General features: G+C 64.8%; 27 protein-coding genes. 7 read left to right on the forward strand and 20 right to left on the reverse strand.

Annotated elements, in window-relative coordinates; genetic code table 11:
• Positions 1-10: 10 nt before the first annotated feature.
• The 13 genes from ASD04_RS04105 to ASD04_RS04160 form a co-directional block, all read right to left on the reverse strand.
• The gene (locus ASD04_RS04105) at positions 11-487 is read right to left on the reverse strand and encodes an HK97 family phage prohead protease (protein WP_056252973.1); all 477 of its coding nucleotides are present in this window, start codon (positions 485-487) and stop codon (positions 11-13) included.
• The gene (locus ASD04_RS19945) at positions 487-615 is read right to left on the reverse strand and encodes a hypothetical protein (RefSeq protein WP_280137660.1); all 129 of its coding nucleotides are present in this window, start codon (positions 613-615) and stop codon (positions 487-489) included. The genes ASD04_RS04105 and ASD04_RS19945 overlap by 1 nt, the downstream gene beginning before the upstream one ends.
• A 4-nt stretch (positions 616-619) precedes the next feature.
• Positions 620-808, reverse strand: coding sequence for a hypothetical protein (locus ASD04_RS04110; RefSeq protein WP_056252975.1), 189 nt, complete (start codon positions 806-808; stop codon positions 620-622).
• Positions 809-926: 118 nt separating this feature from the next.
• Positions 927-1,277: a hypothetical protein gene (locus ASD04_RS04115; protein ID WP_056252977.1), complete on the reverse strand. Its 351-nt coding sequence runs from the start codon at positions 1,275-1,277 to the stop codon at positions 927-929.
• Between the two features lie 6 nt (positions 1,278-1,283).
• A complete protein-coding gene (locus ASD04_RS04120; protein WP_156461110.1) occupies positions 1,284-1,934 on the reverse strand; it encodes a hypothetical protein in 651 nt (216 codons plus the stop codon).
• Positions 1,931-2,341 (reverse strand): hypothetical protein, encoded by a 411-nt coding sequence (locus tag ASD04_RS04125; RefSeq protein ID WP_056252983.1) that lies wholly within the window; start codon positions 2,339-2,341, stop codon positions 1,931-1,933. The genes ASD04_RS04120 and ASD04_RS04125 overlap by 4 nt, the downstream gene beginning before the upstream one ends.
• 3 nt (positions 2,342-2,344) lie before the next feature.
• Entirely contained in the window at positions 2,345-3,508 is a 1,164-nt protein-coding gene (locus ASD04_RS04130; RefSeq protein WP_056253273.1) for a phage portal protein, read from the reverse strand.
• Positions 3,509-3,582: 74 nt separating this feature from the next.
• A complete protein-coding gene (locus tag ASD04_RS04135; protein ID WP_200940229.1) occupies positions 3,583-4,770 on the reverse strand; it encodes a terminase family protein in 1,188 nt (395 codons plus the stop codon).
• Between the two features lie 79 nt (positions 4,771-4,849).
• Positions 4,850-5,278: a hypothetical protein gene (locus ASD04_RS04140; protein ID WP_156461111.1), complete on the reverse strand. Its 429-nt coding sequence runs from the start codon at positions 5,276-5,278 to the stop codon at positions 4,850-4,852.
• Between the two features lie 179 nt (positions 5,279-5,457).
• Entirely contained in the window at positions 5,458-5,844 is a 387-nt protein-coding gene (locus tag ASD04_RS04145) for a DUF2147 domain-containing protein (RefSeq protein ID WP_056252989.1), read from the reverse strand.
• A 279-nt stretch (positions 5,845-6,123) separates the two neighbouring features.
• Positions 6,124-7,380 (reverse strand): Hsp70 family protein, encoded by a 1,257-nt coding sequence (locus ASD04_RS04150; protein ID WP_056252990.1) that lies wholly within the window; start codon positions 7,378-7,380, stop codon positions 6,124-6,126.
• A gap of 193 nt (positions 7,381-7,573) precedes the next feature.
• Positions 7,574-8,227 (reverse strand): diguanylate cyclase, encoded by a 654-nt coding sequence (locus tag ASD04_RS04155; RefSeq protein WP_056252993.1) that lies wholly within the window; start codon positions 8,225-8,227, stop codon positions 7,574-7,576.
• Between the two features lie 95 nt (positions 8,228-8,322).
• A complete protein-coding gene (locus tag ASD04_RS04160) occupies positions 8,323-8,778 on the reverse strand; it encodes a YcgN family cysteine cluster protein (RefSeq protein ID WP_056252996.1) in 456 nt (151 codons plus the stop codon).
• 134 nt (positions 8,779-8,912) lie between these two features.
• On the opposite strand from ASD04_RS04160, the gene ASD04_RS04165 reads away from it, so the two are divergent.
• Positions 8,913-11,066 carry a PBP1A family penicillin-binding protein gene (locus tag ASD04_RS04165; protein ID WP_082530997.1) on the forward strand — a complete coding sequence of 718 codons (2,154 nt, stop codon included), beginning with the start codon at positions 8,913-8,915 and terminating at the stop codon, positions 11,064-11,066.
• A 214-nt stretch (positions 11,067-11,280) separates the two neighbouring features.
• On the opposite strand, the gene ASD04_RS04170 is transcribed toward ASD04_RS04165, so the two are convergent.
• On the reverse strand, positions 11,281-11,511 hold the full coding sequence (locus tag ASD04_RS04170) for a hypothetical protein (protein WP_056253001.1): 231 nt from the start codon (positions 11,509-11,511) through the stop codon (positions 11,281-11,283).
• 162 nt (positions 11,512-11,673) lie between these two features.
• Between ASD04_RS04170 and ASD04_RS04175 the strand changes: the two genes are divergently transcribed.
• Together ASD04_RS04175 and ASD04_RS04180 are read left to right on the forward strand one after the other, a co-directional pair.
• Positions 11,674-12,246 (forward strand): DUF1214 domain-containing protein, encoded by a 573-nt coding sequence (locus ASD04_RS04175; RefSeq protein WP_056253004.1) that lies wholly within the window; start codon positions 11,674-11,676, stop codon positions 12,244-12,246.
• Positions 12,243-12,788: a hypothetical protein gene (locus tag ASD04_RS04180; protein WP_056253008.1), complete on the forward strand. Its 546-nt coding sequence runs from the start codon at positions 12,243-12,245 to the stop codon at positions 12,786-12,788. The genes ASD04_RS04175 and ASD04_RS04180 overlap by 4 nt, the downstream gene beginning before the upstream one ends.
• A gap of 5 nt (positions 12,789-12,793) precedes the next feature.
• Here the strand turns inward: ASD04_RS04180 and chrA are convergent, their stop codons facing one another.
• Genes chrA through ASD04_RS19310 form a run of 3 tightly spaced genes read right to left on the reverse strand, consistent with a single transcriptional unit; the run spans position 12,794 to position 15,045 of the window.
• Positions 12,794-14,011, reverse strand: coding sequence for a chromate efflux transporter (gene chrA / locus ASD04_RS04185; RefSeq protein ID WP_056253011.1), 1,218 nt, complete (start codon positions 14,009-14,011; stop codon positions 12,794-12,796).
• Positions 14,012-14,066: 55 nt separating this feature from the next.
• Positions 14,067-14,882 (reverse strand): hypothetical protein, encoded by an 816-nt coding sequence (locus tag ASD04_RS04190; RefSeq protein ID WP_056253013.1) that lies wholly within the window; start codon positions 14,880-14,882, stop codon positions 14,067-14,069.
• Positions 14,875-15,045, reverse strand: a complete 171-nt coding sequence (locus ASD04_RS19310; RefSeq protein ID WP_156461112.1) for a hypothetical protein — start codon at positions 15,043-15,045, stop codon at positions 14,875-14,877. The genes ASD04_RS04190 and ASD04_RS19310 overlap by 8 nt, the downstream gene beginning before the upstream one ends.
• A gap of 200 nt (positions 15,046-15,245) precedes the next feature.
• Between ASD04_RS19310 and ASD04_RS04195 the strand changes: the two genes are divergently transcribed.
• A complete protein-coding gene (locus ASD04_RS04195) occupies positions 15,246-16,394 on the forward strand; it encodes a DUF2336 domain-containing protein (protein ID WP_056253016.1) in 1,149 nt (382 codons plus the stop codon).
• A gap of 42 nt (positions 16,395-16,436) precedes the next feature.
• Here the strand turns inward: ASD04_RS04195 and ASD04_RS04200 are convergent, their stop codons facing one another.
• From ASD04_RS04200 to ASD04_RS04210, 3 genes are read right to left on the reverse strand one after another with little or no spacing between them, the layout of a single operon-like run.
• Positions 16,437-16,772, reverse strand: coding sequence for a DUF1491 family protein (locus tag ASD04_RS04200; RefSeq protein WP_082530984.1), 336 nt, complete (start codon positions 16,770-16,772; stop codon positions 16,437-16,439).
• 38 nt (positions 16,773-16,810) lie between these two features.
• Complete coding sequence (locus tag ASD04_RS04205; protein WP_056253022.1) at positions 16,811-17,944, reverse strand: peptidoglycan-binding protein; 1,134 nt, start codon at positions 17,942-17,944, stop codon at positions 16,811-16,813.
• Positions 17,941-19,716 carry a PAS domain-containing sensor histidine kinase gene (locus ASD04_RS04210; protein ID WP_162245101.1) on the reverse strand — a complete coding sequence of 592 codons (1,776 nt, stop codon included), beginning with the start codon at positions 19,714-19,716 and terminating at the stop codon, positions 17,941-17,943. The genes ASD04_RS04205 and ASD04_RS04210 overlap by 4 nt, the downstream gene beginning before the upstream one ends.
• Before the next feature lie 356 nt (positions 19,717-20,072).
• Between ASD04_RS04210 and ASD04_RS04215 the strand changes: the two genes are divergently transcribed.
• The 3 genes from ASD04_RS04215 to ASD04_RS04225 all read left to right on the forward strand — a co-directional run bounded on the left by ASD04_RS04215 (position 20,073) and on the right by ASD04_RS04225 (position 21,338).
• Positions 20,073-20,366, forward strand: a complete 294-nt coding sequence (locus tag ASD04_RS04215) for a hypothetical protein (RefSeq protein WP_056253027.1) — start codon at positions 20,073-20,075, stop codon at positions 20,364-20,366.
• Positions 20,367-20,690: 324 nt separating this feature from the next.
• Positions 20,691-20,900, forward strand: a complete 210-nt coding sequence (locus ASD04_RS04220) for a cold-shock protein (protein ID WP_056253032.1) — start codon at positions 20,691-20,693, stop codon at positions 20,898-20,900.
• Positions 20,901-20,999: 99 nt separating this feature from the next.
• On the forward strand, positions 21,000-21,338 hold the full coding sequence (locus tag ASD04_RS04225) for a hypothetical protein (RefSeq protein WP_056253034.1): 339 nt from the start codon (positions 21,000-21,002) through the stop codon (positions 21,336-21,338).
• Positions 21,339-21,342 lie beyond the last annotated feature (4 nt).

Raw genomic sequence — 21,342 nt, forward strand, 5'->3', positions numbered from 1 at the left:
GTTTCTGTCCTTATCGGTTGCGGATGGTGTTGGTGGCGGCCACTATGGCGGCGCCGGTCGAATATGCGGAGGGCGCAATCAGCGCGTCCTCCATCATGGGAAAGGTCACGATCGAGATTTCGAACAGGTCGATCTGCCACAGCTTGCGGTGCCCGCTTTCGCGGGTGGCCCGCACCGTGCGGAAGCCGATGGACAGGCCATCCAGCGCCCCGTTCCCGATCAGCCGTTTGAGCGCATCGGCCCGCGGCACGCCGGGCACCAGCCGCCCCGCAACAAAAAGGCCATTGGCATCTTCGCGAATGGCCTCCCAGGTGCCGACTGGCTCCTTGGGGTCATGCTGGAACAGCAGCCTTATGCGGTACCGCCTTTTGCCGAGGCTCTTGCTGAACGCCCCCGGCATGACGATGTCGCCGCCGCTGTCGAGCCGGTTGAAAATGCTGGCATAGCCGGAAAACCGTCCCTCGGCGTCGATGGGAATACCCGCCATCAGCGCTTCCCCGATGGCCGAACCGCCGGCCTCTGCCCGCCCTTGGCGCTGGCCAGCGTACCCGCCAGGTTCCAGGCAAATTGGCGGAAGGTCTGCTGCGCATTCTCCCGATTCTGCTTGTTCGCCATGGGCTTAGTCATCCTTCCTGAAAAGCCGATTCAAACTTGCGATCTCCTGCACGAAGTCGTTGAAGTGCTGATTCACCTTGGCCATCTCGCGCAAAGCCCACACGAGAAGCGCACTGGCGCCACTCGCCCACAGGAACAGCGCAAGGTGTGCGAGATCACCCCGCTCGATGACGGTTCTGGTCAGCTCGTCCATGGTGAAATCTCCTCAAACTGGATCGTCACCCTCGGGCTTGACCCGAGGGCGTTTCACTTGCTGAGTGTTGGGTCGCTGTAAGTCCCGGGTCTGCCCCGGAGGGCGTGCGGTGCGCTTGCTAAACGTTTTTTGCTGGCGCTATCGAAAATATTTCAAACCTCTCGCTGGCCAGGTCGATGAGATACTGCTCATCCGCGCTCCAGTCGAACTTCGGCATGAAATAGAACTGAGGTGCCCCGGCCGGCTGCGCCAGCACATACGAACTGGCCAATCCCTCAGGCGCGAGGGAATGAACTGTATATCCCGGCCTGAATCCATTCACAGTCGTCCCGTCGGCTTCGGTGAAGCTCGACATGTATGCCAGTGCGAACACATCGCCCGGTTCCTGGGGTCGAAACATTACCCTCAACCTGTCCAGCACTTCAGCGGCACGATCCGATATGGAGATGTTGGTGATGCGCAACAACATCCTTTGTCAGGTCCAGGTTTCACGAAGCCGCAACAAGCTGGCGGCGGCGGCATCGGTTCGCTCGATCACATTGGCCGACCTTAGATGCTGGGACGCAAGGTCGGTCAGAAATCGCGCCACATCGTTCTGCGAAGGTGCCCTCCCCAGTAGGTCCACCAATGCCGGTATGCTATCGTGGTATTGGTTCGGAAAGGGTGGGTTATCCCGCGCATGGGCGGGGTCCCAGTTCACCATCAGGATTTTCTCGACCCCGCGCAGCTTCTGAGCTCTGCGCACAAGACCCTCCATTCCTGGCAGCAAGCGCGCCTCGAAAAACTCGTCGTGGGTCAATACCAGGCGGATTTCGTCTTCTGTGACTCTGGAGTCGGGATATTCAGGTTTGGATCCCATCCGTCGGTCCAAACCAATCGCAACCTCGTGCAGATCGGGGGGCAACTTGGCGGTGGAGACGATCGTGCAACCCCGACCGTCTTCAATCCTACGTCCTTCGCCGTCGCGCCCAAACCTGAACGTCGTTTGGTTGGGCACGTTCCGGGCCAGAAACCCGGTGATGTCGGCGCTGTAAACCAGCAATAAGTCGGGCCGGCCATCCTCCCGAATGCCATAAATCAAGTCCCCAACAGCGATAGCTGAAAGTGCCTGTTGCCTAGACATCATTTCTGTCCCATCGAGTCGAAGCGGCCCAGAGTCTCTTGCTGCTCAATGTGGGGCAGGTTCTCAATCCCCAGTATCTTAAGAGCGCAACTCCGACACAGCGTCTTGCCAAAAATACGGTACATTCCGGTTGTACCAAAACTGCCGCCAAGCTGACAGCCACTGGAAAACCCGTCGCACTTTGGTCCGGCCGCCACCCGAATGTGTTCTGTCGCCGTCAGTGCCTGCTGGCTGGCGCTGAACAGGTCGTCGATCCACTGCCCGCCCTCCGGCGTGCCTTTCGGCGCTCTCGGCTGGTCGGGTCGATAGCGCCGCTCCAATGCTCGAAGCAGCAGATCGAATTTGATCTCCAGGGTCGCAAACCGAACGGCAGCAATCGCCCGCAGTATTGAACGTATGGGCCGCGTCATTGGTCAGCGCTCCCCGATCCCCAGCATCGCCCGCTTCTCCGCGTCGGTGAGGAAATCCGCGCCGCCCACCCGGCTCCACAGGGCTGCCCGGTCCTCGGCCAGCGCTTCCACGCCGTCGAAATCGGGGCTCACCACCGCCCCGCCGAAGCCCGGCGACAGCCAGTTGCTCAGTTCATCCGCCACCCGCACCACCAGCGGGATCAGCGTCTGCCGCCACAAAGCCCGGTTGGCTTCGGCCAGGTTGGCATAGGTATTGTCGCCCGGAATGCCCAGCAGCATGGGCGGCACGCCGAAGGCCAGCGCGATATCGCGCGCCGCGGCATGCTTGGCCTCGATGAAATCCATGTCGCGCGGCGAGAGCGCAATGGTCTTCCAGTCCAGCCCGCCCTCCAGCAGCATCGGCCGCCCGGCATTGGCGGCGCCGGAAAAATTGGCTTCCAGCTCCTCCTTCAGCCGCTCGAACTGGTCGGCCCGCAGGCTCTGCCCGCCCGCCGAATAGACCAGCGCGCCCGAGGGCCGCGCCGCATTGTCGAGCAAGGCCTTGTTCCAGGTGCCGGCGGCATTGTGAATATCGAGGCTGGTCTGCGCCGCCTCCAGCGGCGCCATGCCATAATGGTCGTCCAGCGGATGAAACAGCGCCATATGCAGCACCGCCGGCACCGGCCCGGCATCCTGCCGCAGCCGCATGGTCCGCCCGCCGGCCGTATAGTCATAGGCTTGTGGCCAGCCATCCGCCCCGGCCACCACCTTCATGCGGTCCGGCCTGAGGCAGAACAGCCCCTTGACCTCGCCATCGACCACCCCCGCCTGCAGATAGGCATTGCCCGCCGTCTGCAGATAGGCATAGACCGCCTCGAGCATTTCCCCGCCCGATTGCCGCCCATTGGGCCGCGCCAGCAGCGCCGCCAGCGGATGCTCATCCACCCTTTGGCCACCCTCGCTCACCACCAGCGGCACCCGATTGGCCGCCTCGGCAATCAGCCGCACGCAGCGATAAACCACCGGATTGCGCGCAAAGCCCTGGTTTACCAGGCTCGCAAAACCCCGATTGCTCCAATTCGCCGCCCCCAATTGATTGAGGCTCAGCACGCTATGCCCGCCAAACGACTTCCGTTCCGCAGGCGTGTTCATCTGCCCGCCCAGAAGGCGGCTGATCCAGTTCGGCATGTTGTCAAAATCCTGTTTCGCGCTGACGTCGACCACCCTCCTCCTTGTGGGGAGGGAGACGACTGACCCCGGACTTAAAGCCCCCTTATCTGCGGCCTTGACTCGTTCAGCAGCAATTCCGTCACCGCCCAGACCAGCGCATCCACGTGGTCGGGCGAATGGCCGTCGCTCAATCCGTCCACCCTGAACGTGCACATTTCGTCTTCCAGGGCCGTCAGCCCTTCGGCATGGCGCACCAGCCCGCGGGCATAGAGCGCCGCCACCGGCTCGGCCCGGCTCCATTTGCCCCGGCTGGCCCGCACCATGCGCACCGGCACATCGGCATCGATCTGTGCGATGACAGCCGGCACCATGTCGCCGCCCTGGTTCACTTCCACCACGAGGCAATCGGCATCATGGCCGTGGTAAGCCGCCACCGCCCGCCGCGCCCAGTCGAGCGGCCGCGCCTGGCTCAGCGTACAATCCTGCAGCACCGCCACGCCCTCGCCGATCCGTCCCGCCACCACGATGCCGCAGGCATCCGACCCCGCATTGCCCGTCACCGGCGGATCGACCGCCACGACGATGCGCCCGATATCGCCGCCCTCGAAGCGCCGGAACATGCCGCGCTGCCACAGCGCACCGGGCAGGTCCTCGATCAGTTCCCCATCCAGCTCCTGCCGCCCCAGCACCGTGCTGCGATAGCGCGCCACGACCGCCTCGAGAAACTGCGGCGCCAGTTGCGCCTTGTTCTCCACGGTCGCCATCTGCGTCACGACCGTATGCGGGTCCGCCAGCAGGCGCTTCAGCAGCCGGGTCGGCCTCGGCGTCGTCGTCGCCATCTGCCGCGGCCGCTCGCCCAGGCGCAGGCCGAATTGCAGCTGGTCCCAGGCGTCTTCGCCATGCGGCCATTTCGCGACCTCATCGCACCAGGCCGCCGCGAATTGCGGCCCGCGGAACCGGTCGGGGTCCGATGCCGACATCACGGCGGCCTCGACCCCATTGGGCCAGATCAGCCGCTGCCCCCGCAGCATGGGCCGCTCCTTTTCGGAGCAGACATTCAATATGCCGCTCTCCCCGCGCACCATGATCGAAATGGCTTCCGTCATCGTCTCACCCACCAGGGCGATCGGCCCGATTTCCTGCGCCGCCAGGCTCCGCACCCATTCGGCCCCGGCCCGCGTCTTGCCCGAGCCGCGACCGCCCAGCAGCAGCCAGGTGGTCCAGTCGCCCTCCGGCGGCCGCTGCTTGTCGAGCGCCCATGAATTCCAGTCGAAATACACGGCCTCCGCATCGTTTACGCGGTCGGCAACCTCTTGCGGGGTCAGCTTCAGCTGATCGACGAACAGGGGGCCTTCCGGTTCAGCGATTGCGATATTGCTCAATGCGCTTGGCCAGCTTGTTGCGCAGGTCGGTCATGTCCTTCCCGGTCGGCGGCTCCACATTGGGTTGCGCCGCCCCCATCTCGATCAGCTTGTCGAGTGTCTTGGCCTGTATGCTCAGCACATTGGCCTGCTTGTCGATCGGTTCGTCCACCGCCGCCTCCAGTCGTCTTATCTGTTTGTCGAGAACCTTGAGCATCCGCGCCACCAGGTCTTCCCGGCGCACCACACGGGCCTTCATGCTCAGCCACCCCTCGACTTCCCGCCGATAGCGCAATTGCGCCGACGTGATGCCGTGGCGCTCGCAGATGACGGCGGGCAGGAAGTGGCGCCCCTCATATTCCGCCCGGATGATTTCCCAGCGGATCGGAGCCCTCGGCTCCGCTTCGTGACCCAATTTCGTGACCATGCCTGAACTATACAGGATCACCGTCACGCGGGGATAAGATGGATAAGTTCCTTTCCCACCCCGGCCACCGGAGCCACCCTCCACGCAAGGAGAGGGAGACGACTGCGACCTCACGGGCAAGCAACAAAGGCCCCGCTGCAGCGCAACGGGGCCTTCAACGCCGGCTATCGCCAAAAAAATCAAATCCGCACGAAATCCACTTTCTGGCAGGCGATCAGCTGGCAGCCGCGCAGGCTCAGCTTGCCTGCATCGACCAGCGTCACCGAGCCGGAAACCGTGTGGCCATCATATTTGACGGTGCCGCGCCATTTGTTTTCGGCGGTCGCCTGCGCGCCCTGCACCACATACTGGTTCAGCAGCGCCAGGTTTTCCGGGGTCTTGGCGTCCTGTCGCAGCCAGGTCAGCTTGGCGCAAAGTTCGGTGCCGTCGCCGCAATAGCTCACGGCATAACGCGACTCGCCCGTCGTGGTCTGCCAGGTGCCGACCGGGGTCAGATCCTGGGCGAAAGCGGGCGCCGCAGCACAGAGCACGAGCGCGGCGGCAGCGATGGTTTTTGCAATGGTCATGGTCGTTTCCTCGACGGTATCGCCAAGGCCAGCCCGTCGGGGCGCCACGGCGTGATGGATTGGATTGGTTGCCCGAGGATTTGCCACCGCCCCACTGAACCCGGTGCGAACCGGGTGTTCAGATTGGGTTCATGCAGGTGGGGAGGGCTATCGCATATGGACGAAAGAGCCTTCCCGCATTTTCACCGAGCGTAGGCTCCCTCTCCCCTCAGGGGAGAGGGTGGGGTGAGGGGTTCAGCGCCGGTGAAGAGCACGAGGCCCACCACAACGCTGAACCCCTCACCCGAACTTCCGTGCCGCGTCCATCGCCAGCCCCAGCCCCACGCTGCCCAGCACGTCCGTTCGCACCAGCTCTGCCGCCGGAAACAGCGCCCGCAGCCGGTTGGCAATGGCCGGCACCTGCGTCGAGCCCCCTGTCAGGATCAGGCTGTCGATGGCCCCTGCCCCCACCCCGGCCCGCCGCAACGCCTCGGCAATGGTGTCCTCGATGCGGCGAACCGATGCCTGCAGCGCCCTGGTCAGGTCGTCGATAGCAATGGTGGTCTCGATCCGCCTGTCGCGCACCGGAAAGGCGAAATCCGCCGCTTCGGCATCCGATAGCGCGATCTTGGCCGCCTCCACCGCCCCCACCAGCCGGTGCCCCAGCCGATCCTCGATCAGTTCCACCATCATCGCCACCCGCTCGGGCGCCTGCGCCTCGCGCTGCGTGCCGCGCAGGTCGCGCAGGGTCTTGGCCGTATAGAGCCGGTTGATGCGGTGCCAGGTGGAAAGGTCGTAATAGGGCGCCACCGGCAAATGCCGCTTGCCGTCCAGCGTCATGGTGCCCAGCCCCAGTTCGGGCATCACCTTGCCCATGGACAGCAGCCGGTCGAAATCGGTGCCGCCGACATGCACGCCCGCCGTCGCCAGGATATCGCCGGCCCGGTCCACCGCGCGCGCCCGCTCGGGCGACACCCGCACCACCGAGAAGTCCGAAGTGCCGCCGCCCAGGTCGACGATCAGCGCAAGCCGCTCGCGCGTCACCTGCCGCTCATAATCCAGCGCCGCCGCGATCGGCTCGAACTGGAAGTCGACATGCCTGAATCCCTGCGCCCGCAAAGCGCCTTCCAGTTGCCCCTGCGCTGCCGCGTCCGCCACCGGGTCGTCATCGACGAAATGCACCGGACGGCCGCAGACCACCGTGTCCACCGCGCCGCCCAGTTCCGCCTCGGCCCGCCGCTTCAGCTCGGCGATGAAAATACCCAGAATGTCGATAAAGCCATAGCTGCGCGCCTTGACCCGCGTCGTGTCGCCGATCAGGCTGGTGCCCAGCACGCTCTTGAGCGAACGCATCAGCCTTCCGTCGGCGCCGGTCACATATTCGGCCACCGCCTGCCGGCCGAAATGCACGCTGTCATCCTCGAAGCCGAAAAAGATCACGCTGGGAATGGTCTCGCGCCCGTCCTCCAGCTTGAGCAATTGCGGCACGCCACCGCTGTCGCGCCGCGCAATGGTGGAATTGGACGTGCCGAAGTCGAGGCCGCAAACAAGGGTCATGGCATGCCATCCATTTTGGGACAGCGCTGGGCGGCGCAAAGGGACGGCTCTCTTAAGGGCTCAGTTCCTCGTTGGCAACCCGGCCGGCGCCCGCAACAAGAGTGGAGCCACCCCGCCCCCCTTGCGCGAGAGGGCGGTAATTTCCTCGTCCGGAAGAAAATACGGGTGAGGCGTTCTCTCCGCTAGTCGACCCTCAGGCCGCCCGGCGCTTGCGCTCCAGCGCCGGCCGCAGATCCACGCCCTGCATATGGCCCATGCCCCTGCGCTGGGCCTTCTTCAGCGCCTCGGCGGCTGCCTCGAAGAATTTCCGTTCATAGCCGCCGCGCGGATTGGTCACTGCCAGGCCCATGCTCAGCGTCACCATGCCAGCATGGCTTTCCTTGTGCGGCATGGCCAGCCGGCGCATGGCGTCGGCAATCTTGCCGGCGGTGGCGCGCGCCATCAGCGCCGGCATGTCGGGCAGCACGATGACGAAGCTGGCGGCGCCCAGCCGCAGGCAGCTGTCGCCCTCGCGCGGCAGCGCCCCGGTGATCGCCTGCATCACCGCAAGCAGGCACTGATCGGCCTCGGCTTTGCCATAGGCGGTAAAATAGTCGGCAAAGCGGTCGATCTCGATGACCAGCAGGCTCAGCGACACATGCCGCGCCGCCGCATGGCTCCAGCCCTGCGCCAGCTCATCCTCGATCCGTATGCCCAGCTTGGGCTTCATGCCGATGGAGCGCGCGATGGCGGCCTGGCCATAGGCCGGCACCCGCTCCTGCCGCGCCGGTCGCAACGCGCCCAAAGCCGCCCGGACACGGGTCCAGAACGGCTCGCTCTGGTCTTTGGCAATCGCGGTGTCGGTCATGGTTATCGCCCATCCTAGGCTCGCGCTGTGCGGGATCAGGCCACAACATGGTTAACGAGGTGTAAATACGTAGGGGATCAAGCAGGGACACGCAGCTAAAGCGCCTCCGGCGGCTCCCATTCGGGCCAGTCCACCGCGTGCTCTTCCCACTCATCGGGCGCAATGTCCTGTTCGGCGAAGGTCCGGCCGCGGGCCGAAACGCCGACATCGACCACCGTCTGCGGATCGCCCGAGACCAGCGGGTGCCACCAGGCCAGCCCCTTGCCCTCGGCAATGCGGCGATAGGCGCAGGTGGTGGGGATCCACTTGATCTCGGTGACGTTCTGCGGCGTCAGCTTGATGCAGTCGGGCACCTTGGCCTGCCGGCCGGGATAATCGGTGCAGGCGCAGCTATCGCCATCGAGCAGCTGGCAGCGCACGTCCGAGGTGATCAGCAGCCCGCTATCCTCGTCCTCGAGCTTGATCAGGCAGCAGCGGCCGCAGCCGTCGCAGAGGGCTTCCCACTCCGCATCCGTCATCTCGTCCAGCGTTTTTTCGTCCCAGAAGGCCATCTTAACCCAGCTCTGCTAAGCCTGTTGCCGGTTTGCTCTTGTCGGCGACGGAGCGCAATCATATTCCAGCGATAATGTTGCGTTGATCGCGGGTTGCGGACAACAGTCCGTGAAACCGAACTCCGGGGATTTTGGTGCAGGATCCGTTCTATACCAAGGAAAAGCGCAAGAAATCGGGCGGCATGCTTGCCGCCGATGCGTGGCTGGATTCCTCGCTCTACGAGTTCTGGCAGGCCATGGGCCGCGGCTATACCCGCTTCCAGGATTTCATGAGCATCTTCCATGTCGCCGGCTTCAAGCGGCTGTTCGTGGAACTGGTCAGCGACGGCCTGTCCTTCTTCGCCATAGGCTGCGTGCTGATGACCGCCCTGGCCCTTCCCGCCTTCGACAGCACTGCCTCGGGTGAGTTCAACAAGGCCGAGGATTATTCGGTCGTCTTCCTCGACCGTTTCGGCACCGAGATCGGCCGTCGCGGCATCCGTTCCGACGATTCCGTCGCCCTCGACGACATGCCCGACTACCTGCTCAAGGCCACCCTCGCCACCGAGGATCGCCGCTTCTACGACCATTTCGGCATCGACGTGGTCGGCACCCTGCGGGCGCTGATGAGCAATGCGGCCGGCGACAATTCCACCCAGGGCGGCTCCTCGATCACCCAGCAGCTCGCCAAGAACCTGTTCCTCTCCTCCGAGCGCACGCTCGAACGCAAGATCATCGAGGCCTTCCTCGCCGTCTGGCTCGAATGGCACTATTCCAAGGACCAGATTCTCAAGCTCTATTTCGACCGCGCCTATATGGGCGGGGGCAATTTCGGCGTGGTGGCCGCCGCCGACTACTATTTCGGCAAGAAGGTGCAGGACATCAACCTGGCCGAAGCCGCCATGCTGTCGGGCCTGTTCAAGGCCCCCACCCGCTATGCGCCCCATGTCGACCTGGCCGCGGCGCGCGGCCGCGCCAATCTGGTCCTCTCCAACATGGTGGCCGCCGGCTTCCTCACGGAAGGCCAGGTCACCGCGGCCCGGCGCCATCCGGCCACCCCGATCAGCCGCGCCGAAGATGCCAACTCGCCCAACTACTTCCTCGACTGGGCCTTCGAGCAGTCCAAGACCCTGATCGAGACACATAACCACGCTTCCAACAATTTCGTCGTCCGCACCACGATCGACACCACGCTGCAGAAATATGCCGAAGAGGCGGTGGTCTCGACCCTTCTCGAACAGGGCGAGCAATACGACGTCAGCCAGGCCGCCATGGTGGTCACCGATACCCAGGGGGCCATCCGCGCCATGGTGGGGGGCACCGACTATGCCAAAAGCCAGTTCAACCGCGCCATCGTCTCCACCCGCCAGCCGGGCTCGGCCTACAAGATTTTCGTCTATTCGGAAGCCTTCGAGCAGCTCGGCCTGACCCCGGCCGATCTCATCACCGACCGCCCGGTCTGCATCGGCGATTGGTGCCCGGTCAATTACGGCCGCAACTACAAGGGCACGGTAACCCTGGCCAGCGCCTTCGCCCAATCGCTCAACACCGTGCCTGTCACCCTGTCCATCAAGACGGGCCGCGAGCCCATTGCCGCGCTCAGCCATCGCATGGGCCTGCAGGCCGATTACCCGGTCACGCGCTCGCTGGCGCTCGGCGTTGCCTCGGTTTCGGTCCTGGACATGACCTCGTCCTATGCCGTGCTGGCCAATCACGGCTACAAGACGCCTGGCTTCGGCATCACCCGCATGACCACGCTCAATGGCGACCTGGTTTACGAAGCCGATCCCGATGCCCCGCGCGAGCGCGTGCTCAGCGACACCACCGTCGCCAACATGAATTCCATGCTGCGCGGCGTCGTCACCGGGGGCACCGGCACCCGCGCCCGCATCGAGGGCGTGCCCGTGCTCGGCAAGTCGGGCACCACCTCGTCCTATCGCGACGCCTGGTTCTGCGGCTTCACCGGCAATTATGTGGCAGCGGTGTGGATGGGCAATGACGACTATCACGCCACCAACAATCTCACGGGGGGCAGCCTGCCGGCCATCGCCTGGCAGAAATTCATGGCCTATGCCCATACCAATATCGAAATCCTGCCGGTCTTCGGCGTCGATTTCGTGCCCGAACCGACGGTGGTCGCCGCGGCCGATCCCGCGCTCGAAGAAGAGATCATCCAGCGCCCACCCAACCTGACCCCCGCCGCCGCCCGCAAGCTGGCCGACCTGGCTGGACGTTTCGCGGCAGCCCTGGAAACAGCGACACCAGCAGGCCATCAGGCCAGCGTGTCGGCAGGCACGCAGGGGCTGTAGTTATTGACTACATCGCGTCTGTGATTGGAGGAGCGCACAATGACCGAAAGGGTCACGATCACGCGCGAGGTATCATCGGTTGCTTGAAGCGGCCGCGAGTATCGGCCTCTATTCGCCGGGATGCAGGTTGTCACGTCGCGTCAGGTAGAGGCCCAGTCCGGCAACCGCAACAAGAATGGTCGGAGCCCAAAGCCAGAATATTACGCTGGTCATTTCAGTCCTCCAGTCGCTGCAAAGCGCGCCTTGCGATCAAGTGTAACACAACCCCAAGGGCAAAACCAAAACCTGATAATCCGGTGAGGTTTAGAAGATCGGTCGTCGTCGTTAGCGTGCCCATGCCGATTCCGACATAAGGCGCCACCATGGCGGCCAAGATTGTCCCGGACGACAATGAGTTCAACAAGGCCGCCGTCAATTTAACCTGTTCGGTCTTTGCTGCAGACATAATCCCCCTCCGCCAATATTGATACATTTCACAGCCAGCCTGATGTCTGCAAGCCACGCCGCCCCTTCCGCCGCCCTGCCCCCCTTGCTACAACCACTCCAGCCACTCCGCGCGCAGGTCTCGCCGCCCATGCCGTCCAATGCCTTTCCGAGCCGCTGAACCGTGCGCTTCGTCTTCTATCTCCTGGTGATGATCGCCGTAGCGCTGGGCGTCGGGTTCGGCCTCAGTTACTACGCGCTCACCGATGGGCGCCTGTTCGGCGTGGCGCAGGTGGGGCCATGGGCCGCCTGGCCCGATGTCGGCGCCAATGCGCCCAATCCCTATACGCGCGGCCATCTCGCCCGCACCGCCGCTTTCGAGCTCGGCCAGTCCGAAGGCCTGCAATTCACCGCCACCACCGACAGCGACGGTGCGCCGCTGACGCGCGACTGCGCCTATCGCATCGACGGCAATACCCCGCTCGCCACCTTCTGGACGCTCGCCGCCCAGGATGAGACCGGCATCAATGTCGCCGCGCCCGATGTGGCCCCGGTCATGCGCAGCAGCGATATTGCCCGCGCCGAAGACGGCTCCATCATCGTCAATGTCGGCACGCGCCTCTTGCCGCTCAACTGGCTGGAACTGGCCGGTGACGGCCCCTTCAAGCTGGTGCTCACCCTTTACGACACCGCCGCCTTTTCCGGCTTTTCCAGCGATGCTTCCATGCCGTCGATCATCAGGGGGGATTGCGCATGATCCGCTTCCTGCTCTGGTTGCTGGGCGGCGTGGTGCTGGGCGGCATCATTCACATCGTGGTCATCCTCACCCTGCCGGCTTTGGCCGAGCAGTCGGTATGGAGCCGCGTCGCGGCACTCGATGCCGACAACCGCATGGTCATCCTGCCGCCGATCGCGGCCGGCGATCCCAACCCGCTCGGTCTCGATCCGGCCCTGGCCTATGGCCTCTGCCGGGTCGACCTGAGCAAGGGACCGGCCTATGTCAGCGGCGTGCTGCCGGAAGCCTTCTGGTCGGTCGCCCTGTTCAATCCCTCCGGCATCGTCACCTATTCGACCACCAATCGCGACGGCATCGGCCAGACGCTAGAGTTGGGCATTTTCAACGCCGCCCAGACGCGCCTGCTGGCCCAGCAGCAGCTCGATATCGCCGAGGGCCTGCTCGTGGTCGAATCCACCAGCGACCAGCTCCTCATCCTCGTCCGCCTCGCCCCGCCCCACCAGGCCATGCGGCAGCGCTTCGAGCAGGAATTGTCCGAAGTCGAGTGCGGCACGCGGGGCTGAGTCTCTCAGCCGGCAAACATGCTCAGCGCCCCACCCGCCACAGCCAGCGCCAGCACCACCATCCAGGGCGGTGCTTTCCATGACACCAGCGCGACGAACCCCGCCAGCGCCAGCGCGAAATCCACCGGCCCCAGCACGGCGCTGGTCCAGACCGGATCGTAGAGCGCCGCGCCCAGAATCCCCACCACCGCGGCATTGGCGCCACGCATTCCGGCCTGCGCCAGCGGCAGCCGCCGCAGGCTATCCCAGAAGGGCAGCGCCCCGACCAGCAGCAGCAAGCCGGGCAGGAAGATCGCCACCAAGGCGATGGCGGCGCCGGCTATGCCGCTGCTGATGGCGCCGAGATAGGCCGCGAAAGTAAACAGTGGGCCGGGCACCGCCTGCGCCGCACCATAACCGGCCAGAAACGCATCTTTGCTCACCCAGCCGCTGGCCGTGGTTTCGGCATCGAGCAGCGGCAGCACCACATGGCCGCCACCAAACACCAGCGATCCGGCGCGATAGAAGGCGTCGAACAGGTCGAGCCCATGCGCGTCTGTCGCCGCCGCGATAATCGGCAGGCCGACAAGCAATGCCGCAAAGAGCCCCAGGCAGGCCACGCCCGCCGCCTGGCGCACCGGAAAGCGCGTTGCTGCCGGCGCCGCCATTGCGCCATTGCGGCAGAATACCAGCCCGGCCAGCCCACCCAGCACGATCGCCGCCACCTGCCCCACCGCCCCGGCCAGCACGATGGTCGCCGCTACGGCGCCGACGGCAATGGCTGCCCGCTGCCGGTCCGGGGTCAGGCTTTGCGCCATGCCCCGCACGGCCTGCGCCACCACGGCGACGGCCACCAGTTTCAAGCCATGCAGCACGCCCTGCGCCAGGGGTCCGTCCAGCGCCGCCGCCCCCAGCGCGAAAGCCACCAACAGGGCGGCCGACGGCAGGGTGAAGGCCGCCCAGGCGGCCAGCGCTCCCAGCGGCCCGGCGCGATAGAGCCCGAGCGCGAAGCCGACCTGGCTCGATGCCGGTCCCGGCAGGAACTGGCACAGGGCCACCAGGTCCGCATATTCGGCCTCGCCCAGCCAGCGCCGCCGCACCACGATCTCGTCGCGAAAATAGCCGAGATGGGCGATAGGTCCCCCGAACGAGGTCAGCCCAAGCTTGAGAAAGGCAAGAAACACCTCGCCGGCCGAGCCGCCGGCCTGGCGTGAATCGCCTGCAGTGGCTGATCCGTTCGTCATCGCGTCCCGTTCATTGCCACCAATACGGCGTCATCCATCTCGTCGGTCGTCCGCTCTATTTCGGCAGCACGATCTCGGTGTCGCCGATATTCTGGAAGCGTGACGGTATGACGACACCGCCGCCCCCACCCGGATGCCCACCCGGCGACGCACAGAAATCGCGGCGATTGGCGCGGTTCACGAAGACCGCCATGCGCCGCAGGGCCTCGTCCACCGCCAGCGACTGCTCATGCGGCGTTTCGACCAAGAGGTTATCGAGCGCATAGTCATAGCTCGAATAGCGATAGTTCAGCGCCCGCACGAACCAGTCGATGAAGGCGTCATTCTCATATTTCCGCGCTGCGACTTCCTGGGCGAGGCGAGGCGGCAGATCATGGCCGAGCCCGTCATAGGCAGCAGCCCGCTGCCGGTCGATCTCGATCACCTTGCAGATGGCGGCGAATGTCGTCGGCAGCGTGTCGGTATCGGCGCTCACATGGCTGCCCACCGTCGCATAGCGCGTGCGCGAGGATTGGTAGTCGGTGCGCTTCAGCCAGTTGTAATAGCGCTCGATGGTGAAGCTCTCGTCCCGCGGCCGCACGATGCGGGTGCGCTGCAGCTCCACGGCGCTGTCGAATTGCCAGTCCTTGGCATGAGGTGCGACGAGGAAGCGCCAGACGCGGTCATGCATCTCCTCTTCCTGGTCGGTCTTGTTGAAGCTGGAAACCGGCTCGTTGCGATTGGCGGCGATGAAATCACCAGCCGCTGGCATGGCCGTATCGTGGGTCCAGCTTGGCGCGGCGCGGCCGAAATCGCCGACGGGTCGCGCCACGCAGCCGGCCAGCAGCGCGGCCAGGGCCAGTGCGCCGGCCAGGCGAAAGAATTTATCCACGCTTGCGCTTCGGCCGCGTAGGATCGAGCCTCTTGTTCGGCGGCTGCGACGTCCCGCGCTCATAACGCACCCCGGTAAAAATCAGGATCTGGGCGTTGCCGGGCTTGCTTGCCGCGCCTTTGTCGGCTTTCGGCCGTTGATCGAATTTGACGAGCTTTCCCAAGCTGTCCTCCGGTTGATCGCTCCCCCATTCCCATTGGAGGCCACGGTTTCGCGTTGCAAATCAGTCGCGCGACGCCCCTCGCACTGACCGCTCATGTCCGCATTAAGAGATCGTCAAGGTTAACAGTCTGCTAACGAATTGGCGGCAAGAGTGAATGCGCATCGAATGTGATGCGATTCCGGATAGACGGTCCCTCAGATATGCTTGGTTTTCAGCCCTACGAGACGTTTCAACTGCTCATCGAGACAGGCGGCGTCGACCGTACGAACACCCTGCTGATCGCCGCCTGCGACGCCTATGCGCGGCGCGGCAAGCCAACCCCTCCCGAAATGGAACAGTTCGAAGCCCTGGCCGGGCGCCTGTTCCCCATTGCCGGCCCGCAGGCCCGCGCCAAGGGCGCCGCCATCCTGGGCCGCGCCGAAATGCTGTCCCCTGCCCTCGAACAGCTGGTCGTCGACAATATCGGGGAAGACCTCAACCAGTTCCTCGCCGGCGCCACGGACCTTTCCGAGCCGACCATGCTCGACATCGTCGCCCGCTATGACGTGCCGGGCGCCGCCACCATCGCGGCCCGCGCCGACCTCACCAATGTCGTCTTGGCCAAGCTGTTCCAGATGAATTCGCGCAAGGTTTACCGGGCCTTGGCCTCCAACACATCAATCGTGCCGCGCGGCGCCTATCTCAGCGCCCTGGCCCGTTCGGCGCAGATGGACCACATGGTCGCCGAGTCGCTGGCCAAGCGCGACGATTTCGACGCGGCGCTTCTCGCCCCGGCTTTCTTCGATCTCTCCGATGTCGATCGCGTCAAGGTCATCCAGGCTTTCGCCCATCGCGAAACGCCCAAGGCGCCGATCAGCAAGACCATCGAGCAGCTCACCGTCGCCAATCAGGAACTGACCAAGGCGCTGATGAAGCTGTTCTCCGAGAACCGCCGCCCCGAGGTCACCCGCCTGCTGTCGCAGATCACCGGCCTCGACGAAGTGCGCTGCGGCCAGATCGCCCATGACGTGACCGGCGCCTCGCTCTTCGTCATCCTGCGCGCCTTTGGCTGCTCGGCCTATGACGGGCTCAAGGTTCTCATCCACGCCACCAGCCACGACAGCGAGCGCTCCCGCGCGCTGGCCGACTTCGCCACCCTCTTCGGCAATGTTACACCGGAATCAATGGCTTACCTGATGGGTGCCTGGCGCGGCGAGGTGAACCTGCTCGAACTCAACAAGCCCGAATACAAGCCCTTCGTGGCAACCGCACGCCGGGCCCCGTCCAACACGCTGGCTCCGGCGCACAATCCGGTGGTCGACCAGGCCATCGAGGCCCTGGCCCGCATCGGCGCCCGCCGCGCGGGGTAAAGGCTCCCTTACCTCTCCCCCGAAGGGAGAGGTAAAGAGCGCCTACCCAACCACCTCGATCCCCAGCTCATCCCCGCGCAGATCCAGGCTCAGCACCCATAGATCGGGGTCAAAGTCGACCTCCTGAGCGATGCGCTCCGTCACCTTGGGCGGTTCGACATGGTTGAAACGGCGCTGGAACACCAGGCTTGCATCGTCCTGGCGGCTGACCATGGGAGCGGGCGTGAACAGCGAGCGCGTACCATCGAGATGATCCACCTCGATGAACACTTGTCCGGCAATCGGGTCGCCCCGGCGGGACACCACGCACATATTACCCAAGTCATTATGGCGCCTGACAAAAACTCCGCACCATAGATCGCTGCGCAGCGCCCTCATGTCGGAATCGGGAAGATCGAGCTGGTCATGGCGACAGCTTAGATCGCCGCGCCGGCCTGCCGCAACAGCCCCACCAGGTCGGGATTGACCTGTCCGGTCACCCGGTAGCTGTGGAAGTTTTCAAACTCCCGGATAGCCCTGGCCGTCGCATCGCCCGGATGGCCATCGATCGAGCCGTGATAAAAGCCCAGGCTCGCCAGTCCCGACTGGATCTGGCTGACCAGTTGCACATTGTTGGCCGGGGCCAGGGTCGGCGTTGCGGCCAGCGTCTGGTCGGGGACAGGCTCGGACTGCACCGCCGTTACCGGCCGCGGCGGCGCCATCGGCTCGAGCGAAGCCACCTGCACCGGGGCCGGCATCTGCTGCACCAGCGGCAAGGCCGGAATGGGTTTGACCGCAGGCGCGGCCGGCATGGTGCGGCCGCCATCGACGGCGGCGACGATGGAATCGATGGTCTGGGCCGCCGCATTGCCGATCGTGTCGACCGCCTGGTCGACCGGCGACAGCTCCGGCAGGCGTGCCACGACGCGATCGGGCTGCGGCGCCGGCTGGACAACGGCCTGCGGCCGGACGACCGGCTGCACCACAACGGCTGCCGGCCGGGCCACCGGTACCATGCCCGCGGCATCGGCGCGCAGAATGGCGTCGATCATATCAGGCGTCAGGGCGCCGGTCGGCTCGAGGCCGTTGCGCTGCTCGAAGGCGCGAATCGCATTGGCGGTCATCGGCCCGTAAAAGCCATCGACCGTGCCGTTGAACAGGCCCAGTTCGGTCAGCTTCTTCTGCACCGCGAAAGCATCGGTATTGCCGACAGGCGCCGCGGGAACCGCCGGCGGCACGACCGCGACACTACCCGTCGTTTCCTGCGTAACGGGAGCGGGGACCACGGCCGTCTCGCGCACCGGCGCCGGCATCGGCTCGGGCGCCACCTGCGGCTGCGCCACCGGCACATCCACGGCCGGGGCGAAGAAGGGCGCGGGGTGCCGGGCGGTCTGGAAATACAGGGCATTGCTGGCCGCCAGCGCGGTCAGCGTCACCAGCGCCAGCATGCCGGTGGAAGCCAGCGGCGCGCGCATGTAGCGGGACATCGTCCAGAGGCCGGCACGACCCAGCGAGGTCGCAACGGCGCTGCCCGCCAGCAGAGGCAGGCGGGTGAAAGTGGTTGCCGTCATTGCGCTTTTCTTTTTTCGTCTTGCCATGAATGAACAGGAGCGGCGGCTGGCTCTTTGCGGAGTGGTGTGACCGATGCAGTTTCTTCGGTCTTTATTGCTGGACCGTTTATAGGCAGCAAAACAGTCACCACTGTCCCTGCCCCAATTTCGGACATGGCCCGCAAAGTGCCCTGGTGCAGATCGACCAGGCCCTTGACGATGGAGAGGCCCAGGCCCGTCCCCTCATAGCGGCGTGCCAGCCCGTCCTGTACCTGGAAGAACGGTTCGCCGATTCGGCTCAGCGCTGCGGGTGCCATGCCGACGCCGTGGTCGGTGACCGACAGATTGAGGCTCTGGCCCTGCCGCTTGAGGCTCACCGTTACCCGGCCGCCGGGATGGCTGAACTTGATGGCGTTGGACAACAGGTTGAGCAGGATTTGCCGGCAGGCGCGTTCATCGGCCACCAGCAGGGGCAGCGGACCGGCGATATCGGTGACCAGCGTCACCTGCTGCTTGCTCGCCATGGCCTCGACCATGCTGAAGCAGGGCTCCACCATGTCCTCGACCATGAAGGGCTCGGTCTGCAGTTCGAACTTGCCCGCTTCGATCTTGGACATGTCGAGCAACATGCGCACCACTTCGAGCAGATGCTTGCCGCTCTGGTGGATCAGGCCCGCATATTCGCGATGGGTGGTCGAAAGCTCGCCGCCAATGCCCGACGTCATCATTTCGGAGAATCCGACCACGGCATTGAGCGGCGTGCGCAATTCGTGCCCGATGGTGGCGAGGAAACGCGACTTGGCGTCCGAGGCCTCCTCGGCGATGCGGCGGGCCTCGGCCATGGCGATTTCATTGTCCTTGCGGCCGGTAATGTCGCGGAACAGCGCCACCACTTCGTACCGCAACCCGGTATTGTCGGCGTCCTGTACCGGGGAAAGGCTGATTTCGACCCAGATGAAACGCGGCACGCTGGTCATGGCGCGCGGATCGTCCTGGCGCATCCTGACTTCGATGATGCGCGACTTGCCGCCCTGGTTGGCGTCGGCAAAAGCGGTGAGATAGGCCGGCCGGTCCAGCACATGCAGCCGCTCCCCCAGCCCGCCGCCGGACAATTCATAGCGGCGGCAGCCGAAAAGCTGCTCGGACGAGCGCGAGGCCAGGAGGATTTCGCCATCGCTGGAAAAGCGGACGACCCCGTCCTGCACATGCTCGATCAGGTGGCGATAGGCGGTAATCTGGGCCTTGTCATAGACCTCATAGGCGGCGTTGATCCGGTTGGAGGTGTGAACGACGATGCCGGCGATGATGACGAATGTCGCCATGGCCGTTGCCATGAGCGTCCCCGGCGCAACCGGAATGGCCGGTATGCCGAAGGCCGCGGCTGTGCCGGCAAGCGCGATCACCCCGGCCAGCAGGGCCCAGCTCTGTTGCCGCAAACGCTTGCGGCCCACCAGCGAGGCCAACACTGGGGCCATGACGGCAATGGCAAGGCCCGCATCGCCCAGTTGGCCATCGGCCAAGGTGAGCAGGCAGCCCAGGATCAGCATTGTGCACACCTGCCCGGCAGCGGCTTCCTCGAACAGCCGGCGCTGATGCAACGAGAGCGTGATCATGCCGCCGGCCAGGCCCAGCGCGGCCACGGCGAAGGGAAAGGCCGAGCCGGTCACCAGGCCATAGACGGCAAGGGGCATGGCCAGGGCGCTGAACAGGATCAGCAGGCGCGAATTGTTGGCAAGCGTCTTGCGGCGCAGCATTTCCGGGCGATGGCCGGAGCCGGCAACGGCCAGGGACATCTCTTTGCTTGCGCCGAAAGAGAACAGGCTACGCATACGCATTACTCACTATCACGACGCCAGCAGTCATGGATGCCTGGAGCACCAATTGGGCCTGAGCGGGGTCAGGTCTTGTTGCTGCCACCCTGCCCGCCAAGAGCTAAAGGCGAACTTAAATCTCATGGCCGGCAAAGGCTTGCATGCGGTCGGGCGCGATCCTTTCTCGGGTTAGCGTAAACAAGGCGTTGCGCCGCATCGAAACGGTCGGACGCATTTGTCTAAAATTTTAGGGAAATGTCCCAGCGGCGCTTAACAGGGCTGCCCTAGTGTCGGCGATGCAGGCCAATCGCGGCCTGCCGAGAGTCTGGAAGAAGCCAATGTTCCTGGTCGTTCGCTCCGTTTTCTGGCTGACTGTCGCCTATATGGTGATCAAGCCCGGCGTCGATTTCGTCGACGCCCAGGCCATGTCGGCGCAGGCGATGGCGGCCGGCCAGCAGGTCATTGCCGAACAGATCCAGGCTATCGAATGCGACAGTTTCCAATGCGTCGGCGGCAAGGCGGTCATCGCCGCGGCGCTCCAGTCTTCCCCGCCCGTCGGTACACCCATGCATGAGTCGCCGACCCATGGTCCGGCCCCCATACCCCGGCCCCGGCCGGATTGGGCGGGATAGCGGGAGCCCTGCCCCGGGCCCCGGTATAGACCCCAGGGATCGCGTCACTTCCCCAAGCGACGCACTCCAGCGATCCCTGGCCTCAGCCGCAAGCACGCTGCCCCGTGCTTGCGGCTTTTTCCTGCGCAGAGGCCACGGCCTTGCTATCGACACGTTGCGCGTCTATATATGCTGCATACGTTTGAGCTACATGGCTATCTGATCGCGGCTCGCCCGGTCTTCGTACCCCCTGTTTTTGAGAGCGTTTAGACCTGTCCGGCATGTGTCGGGCGGCAATGATGCTTTCCGGCCAACTGGCTGGGGCACGATACGAAAGATATTGCCATGATTAACGGCACCGTAAAATTCTTCAATTCCACCAAAGGTTTCGGCTTCATCTCGCCCGAAGACGGCAGCAAGGACGCTTTCGTCCATGTCTCCGCCGTCGAACGCTCCGGCCTCGCCGGGCTCTATGAAGGTGACAAGGTCACCTATGAGCTCGAGACCGGTCGTGACGGCAAGGCTTCGGCCGCGAACCTGACGCTTCTCAAGTAAGACTGCGCCGGGCCCGCCACTGGCGGGCTCGGCCGCCGCAGGCCATCGGCCGCGGCATAGACAAGGCCCTGCGGCAGAGCCCGGGCCAAAGAGACACCAATGACATTTCAAGACTACCACGCTCGCGCCGAGCTTTATCTCGGCAGCGATCGCCACACTGCCATGGCGCAGGGTGGCCGCTTCTTTGCCACCGCCGCCCAGGCCATCCGCTTCGCCTTTGAAGAGGCCGCGCCGGTGAGCCTGCACGGCGCCATGCTCCGGATCGGCGACGCGACCTTTGCCGGCGACAGCCTCGCCGCGCTCTATCGCAGCGCCGAATTCCCGCTGCCGCGCAAGACCGACATCAAGCGCTCGCGGGTGCGCCGTGCCCGGCAGTACCAGGGCATGGTCCACCAGTTCGCCCGTTCCGTCACCCAACGCCACGCCGCCCTGGCGTGAACCC

This window comes from Devosia sp. Root436 (assembly GCF_001426345.1).
Classification (GTDB): Bacteria; Pseudomonadota; Alphaproteobacteria; order Rhizobiales; family Devosiaceae; genus Devosia.

Excerpts from the sequence above, each read along its gene's own strand:
- ASD04_RS04205 (WP_056253022.1), bottom strand. The coding sequence starts at position 17,944 with ATGACGGCAACCACTTTCACCCGCCTGCCTCTGCTGGCGGGCAGCGCC.
- ASD04_RS04155 (WP_056252993.1), bottom strand. The coding sequence starts at position 8,227 with ATGACCGACACCGCGATTGCCAAAGACCAGAGCGAGCCGTTCTGGACC.
- ASD04_RS04145 (WP_056252989.1), bottom strand. The coding sequence starts at position 5,844 with ATGACCATTGCAAAAACCATCGCTGCCGCCGCGCTCGTGCTCTGTGCT.
- ASD04_RS04140 (WP_156461111.1), bottom strand. The coding sequence starts at position 5,278 with ATGGTCACGAAATTGGGTCACGAAGCGGAGCCGAGGGCTCCGATCCGC.
- ASD04_RS04105 (WP_056252973.1), bottom strand. The coding sequence starts at position 487 with ATGGCGGGTATTCCCATCGACGCCGAGGGACGGTTTTCCGGCTATGCC.
- ASD04_RS04125 (WP_056252983.1), bottom strand. The coding sequence starts at position 2,341 with ATGACGCGGCCCATACGTTCAATACTGCGGGCGATTGCTGCCGTTCGG.
- ASD04_RS04110 (WP_056252975.1), bottom strand. The coding sequence starts at position 808 with ATGGACGAGCTGACCAGAACCGTCATCGAGCGGGGTGATCTCGCACAC.
- ASD04_RS04150 (WP_056252990.1), bottom strand. The coding sequence starts at position 7,380 with ATGACCCTTGTTTGCGGCCTCGACTTCGGCACGTCCAATTCCACCATT.
- ASD04_RS19945 (WP_280137660.1), bottom strand. The coding sequence starts at position 615 with ATGGCGAACAAGCAGAATCGGGAGAATGCGCAGCAGACCTTCCGCCAA.
- ASD04_RS04225 (WP_056253034.1), top strand. The coding sequence starts at position 21,000 with ATGACATTTCAAGACTACCACGCTCGCGCCGAGCTTTATCTCGGCAGC.
- ASD04_RS04215 (WP_056253027.1), top strand. The coding sequence starts at position 20,073 with ATGTTCCTGGTCGTTCGCTCCGTTTTCTGGCTGACTGTCGCCTATATG.
- ASD04_RS04120 (WP_156461110.1), bottom strand. The coding sequence starts at position 1,934 with ATGATGTCTAGGCAACAGGCACTTTCAGCTATCGCTGTTGGGGACTTG.
- ASD04_RS04130 (WP_056253273.1), bottom strand. The coding sequence starts at position 3,508 with ATGCCGAACTGGATCAGCCGCCTTCTGGGCGGGCAGATGAACACGCCT.
- ASD04_RS04210 (WP_162245101.1), bottom strand. The coding sequence starts at position 19,716 with ATGTCCCTGGCCGTTGCCGGCTCCGGCCATCGCCCGGAAATGCTGCGC.
- ASD04_RS04200 (WP_082530984.1), bottom strand. The coding sequence starts at position 16,772 with ATGAGGGCGCTGCGCAGCGATCTATGGTGCGGAGTTTTTGTCAGGCGC.
- chrA (WP_056253011.1), bottom strand. The coding sequence starts at position 14,011 with ATGACGAACGGATCAGCCACTGCAGGCGATTCACGCCAGGCCGGCGGC.
- ASD04_RS04220 (WP_056253032.1), top strand. The coding sequence starts at position 20,691 with ATGATTAACGGCACCGTAAAATTCTTCAATTCCACCAAAGGTTTCGGC.
- ASD04_RS04160 (WP_056252996.1), bottom strand. The coding sequence starts at position 8,778 with ATGGCCTTCTGGGACGAAAAAACGCTGGACGAGATGACGGATGCGGAG.
- ASD04_RS04170 (WP_056253001.1), bottom strand. The coding sequence starts at position 11,511 with ATGTCTGCAGCAAAGACCGAACAGGTTAAATTGACGGCGGCCTTGTTG.
- ASD04_RS04195 (WP_056253016.1), top strand. The coding sequence starts at position 15,246 with ATGCTTGGTTTTCAGCCCTACGAGACGTTTCAACTGCTCATCGAGACA.
- ASD04_RS04115 (WP_056252977.1), bottom strand. The coding sequence starts at position 1,277 with ATGTTGTTGCGCATCACCAACATCTCCATATCGGATCGTGCCGCTGAA.
- ASD04_RS04180 (WP_056253008.1), top strand. The coding sequence starts at position 12,243 with ATGATCCGCTTCCTGCTCTGGTTGCTGGGCGGCGTGGTGCTGGGCGGC.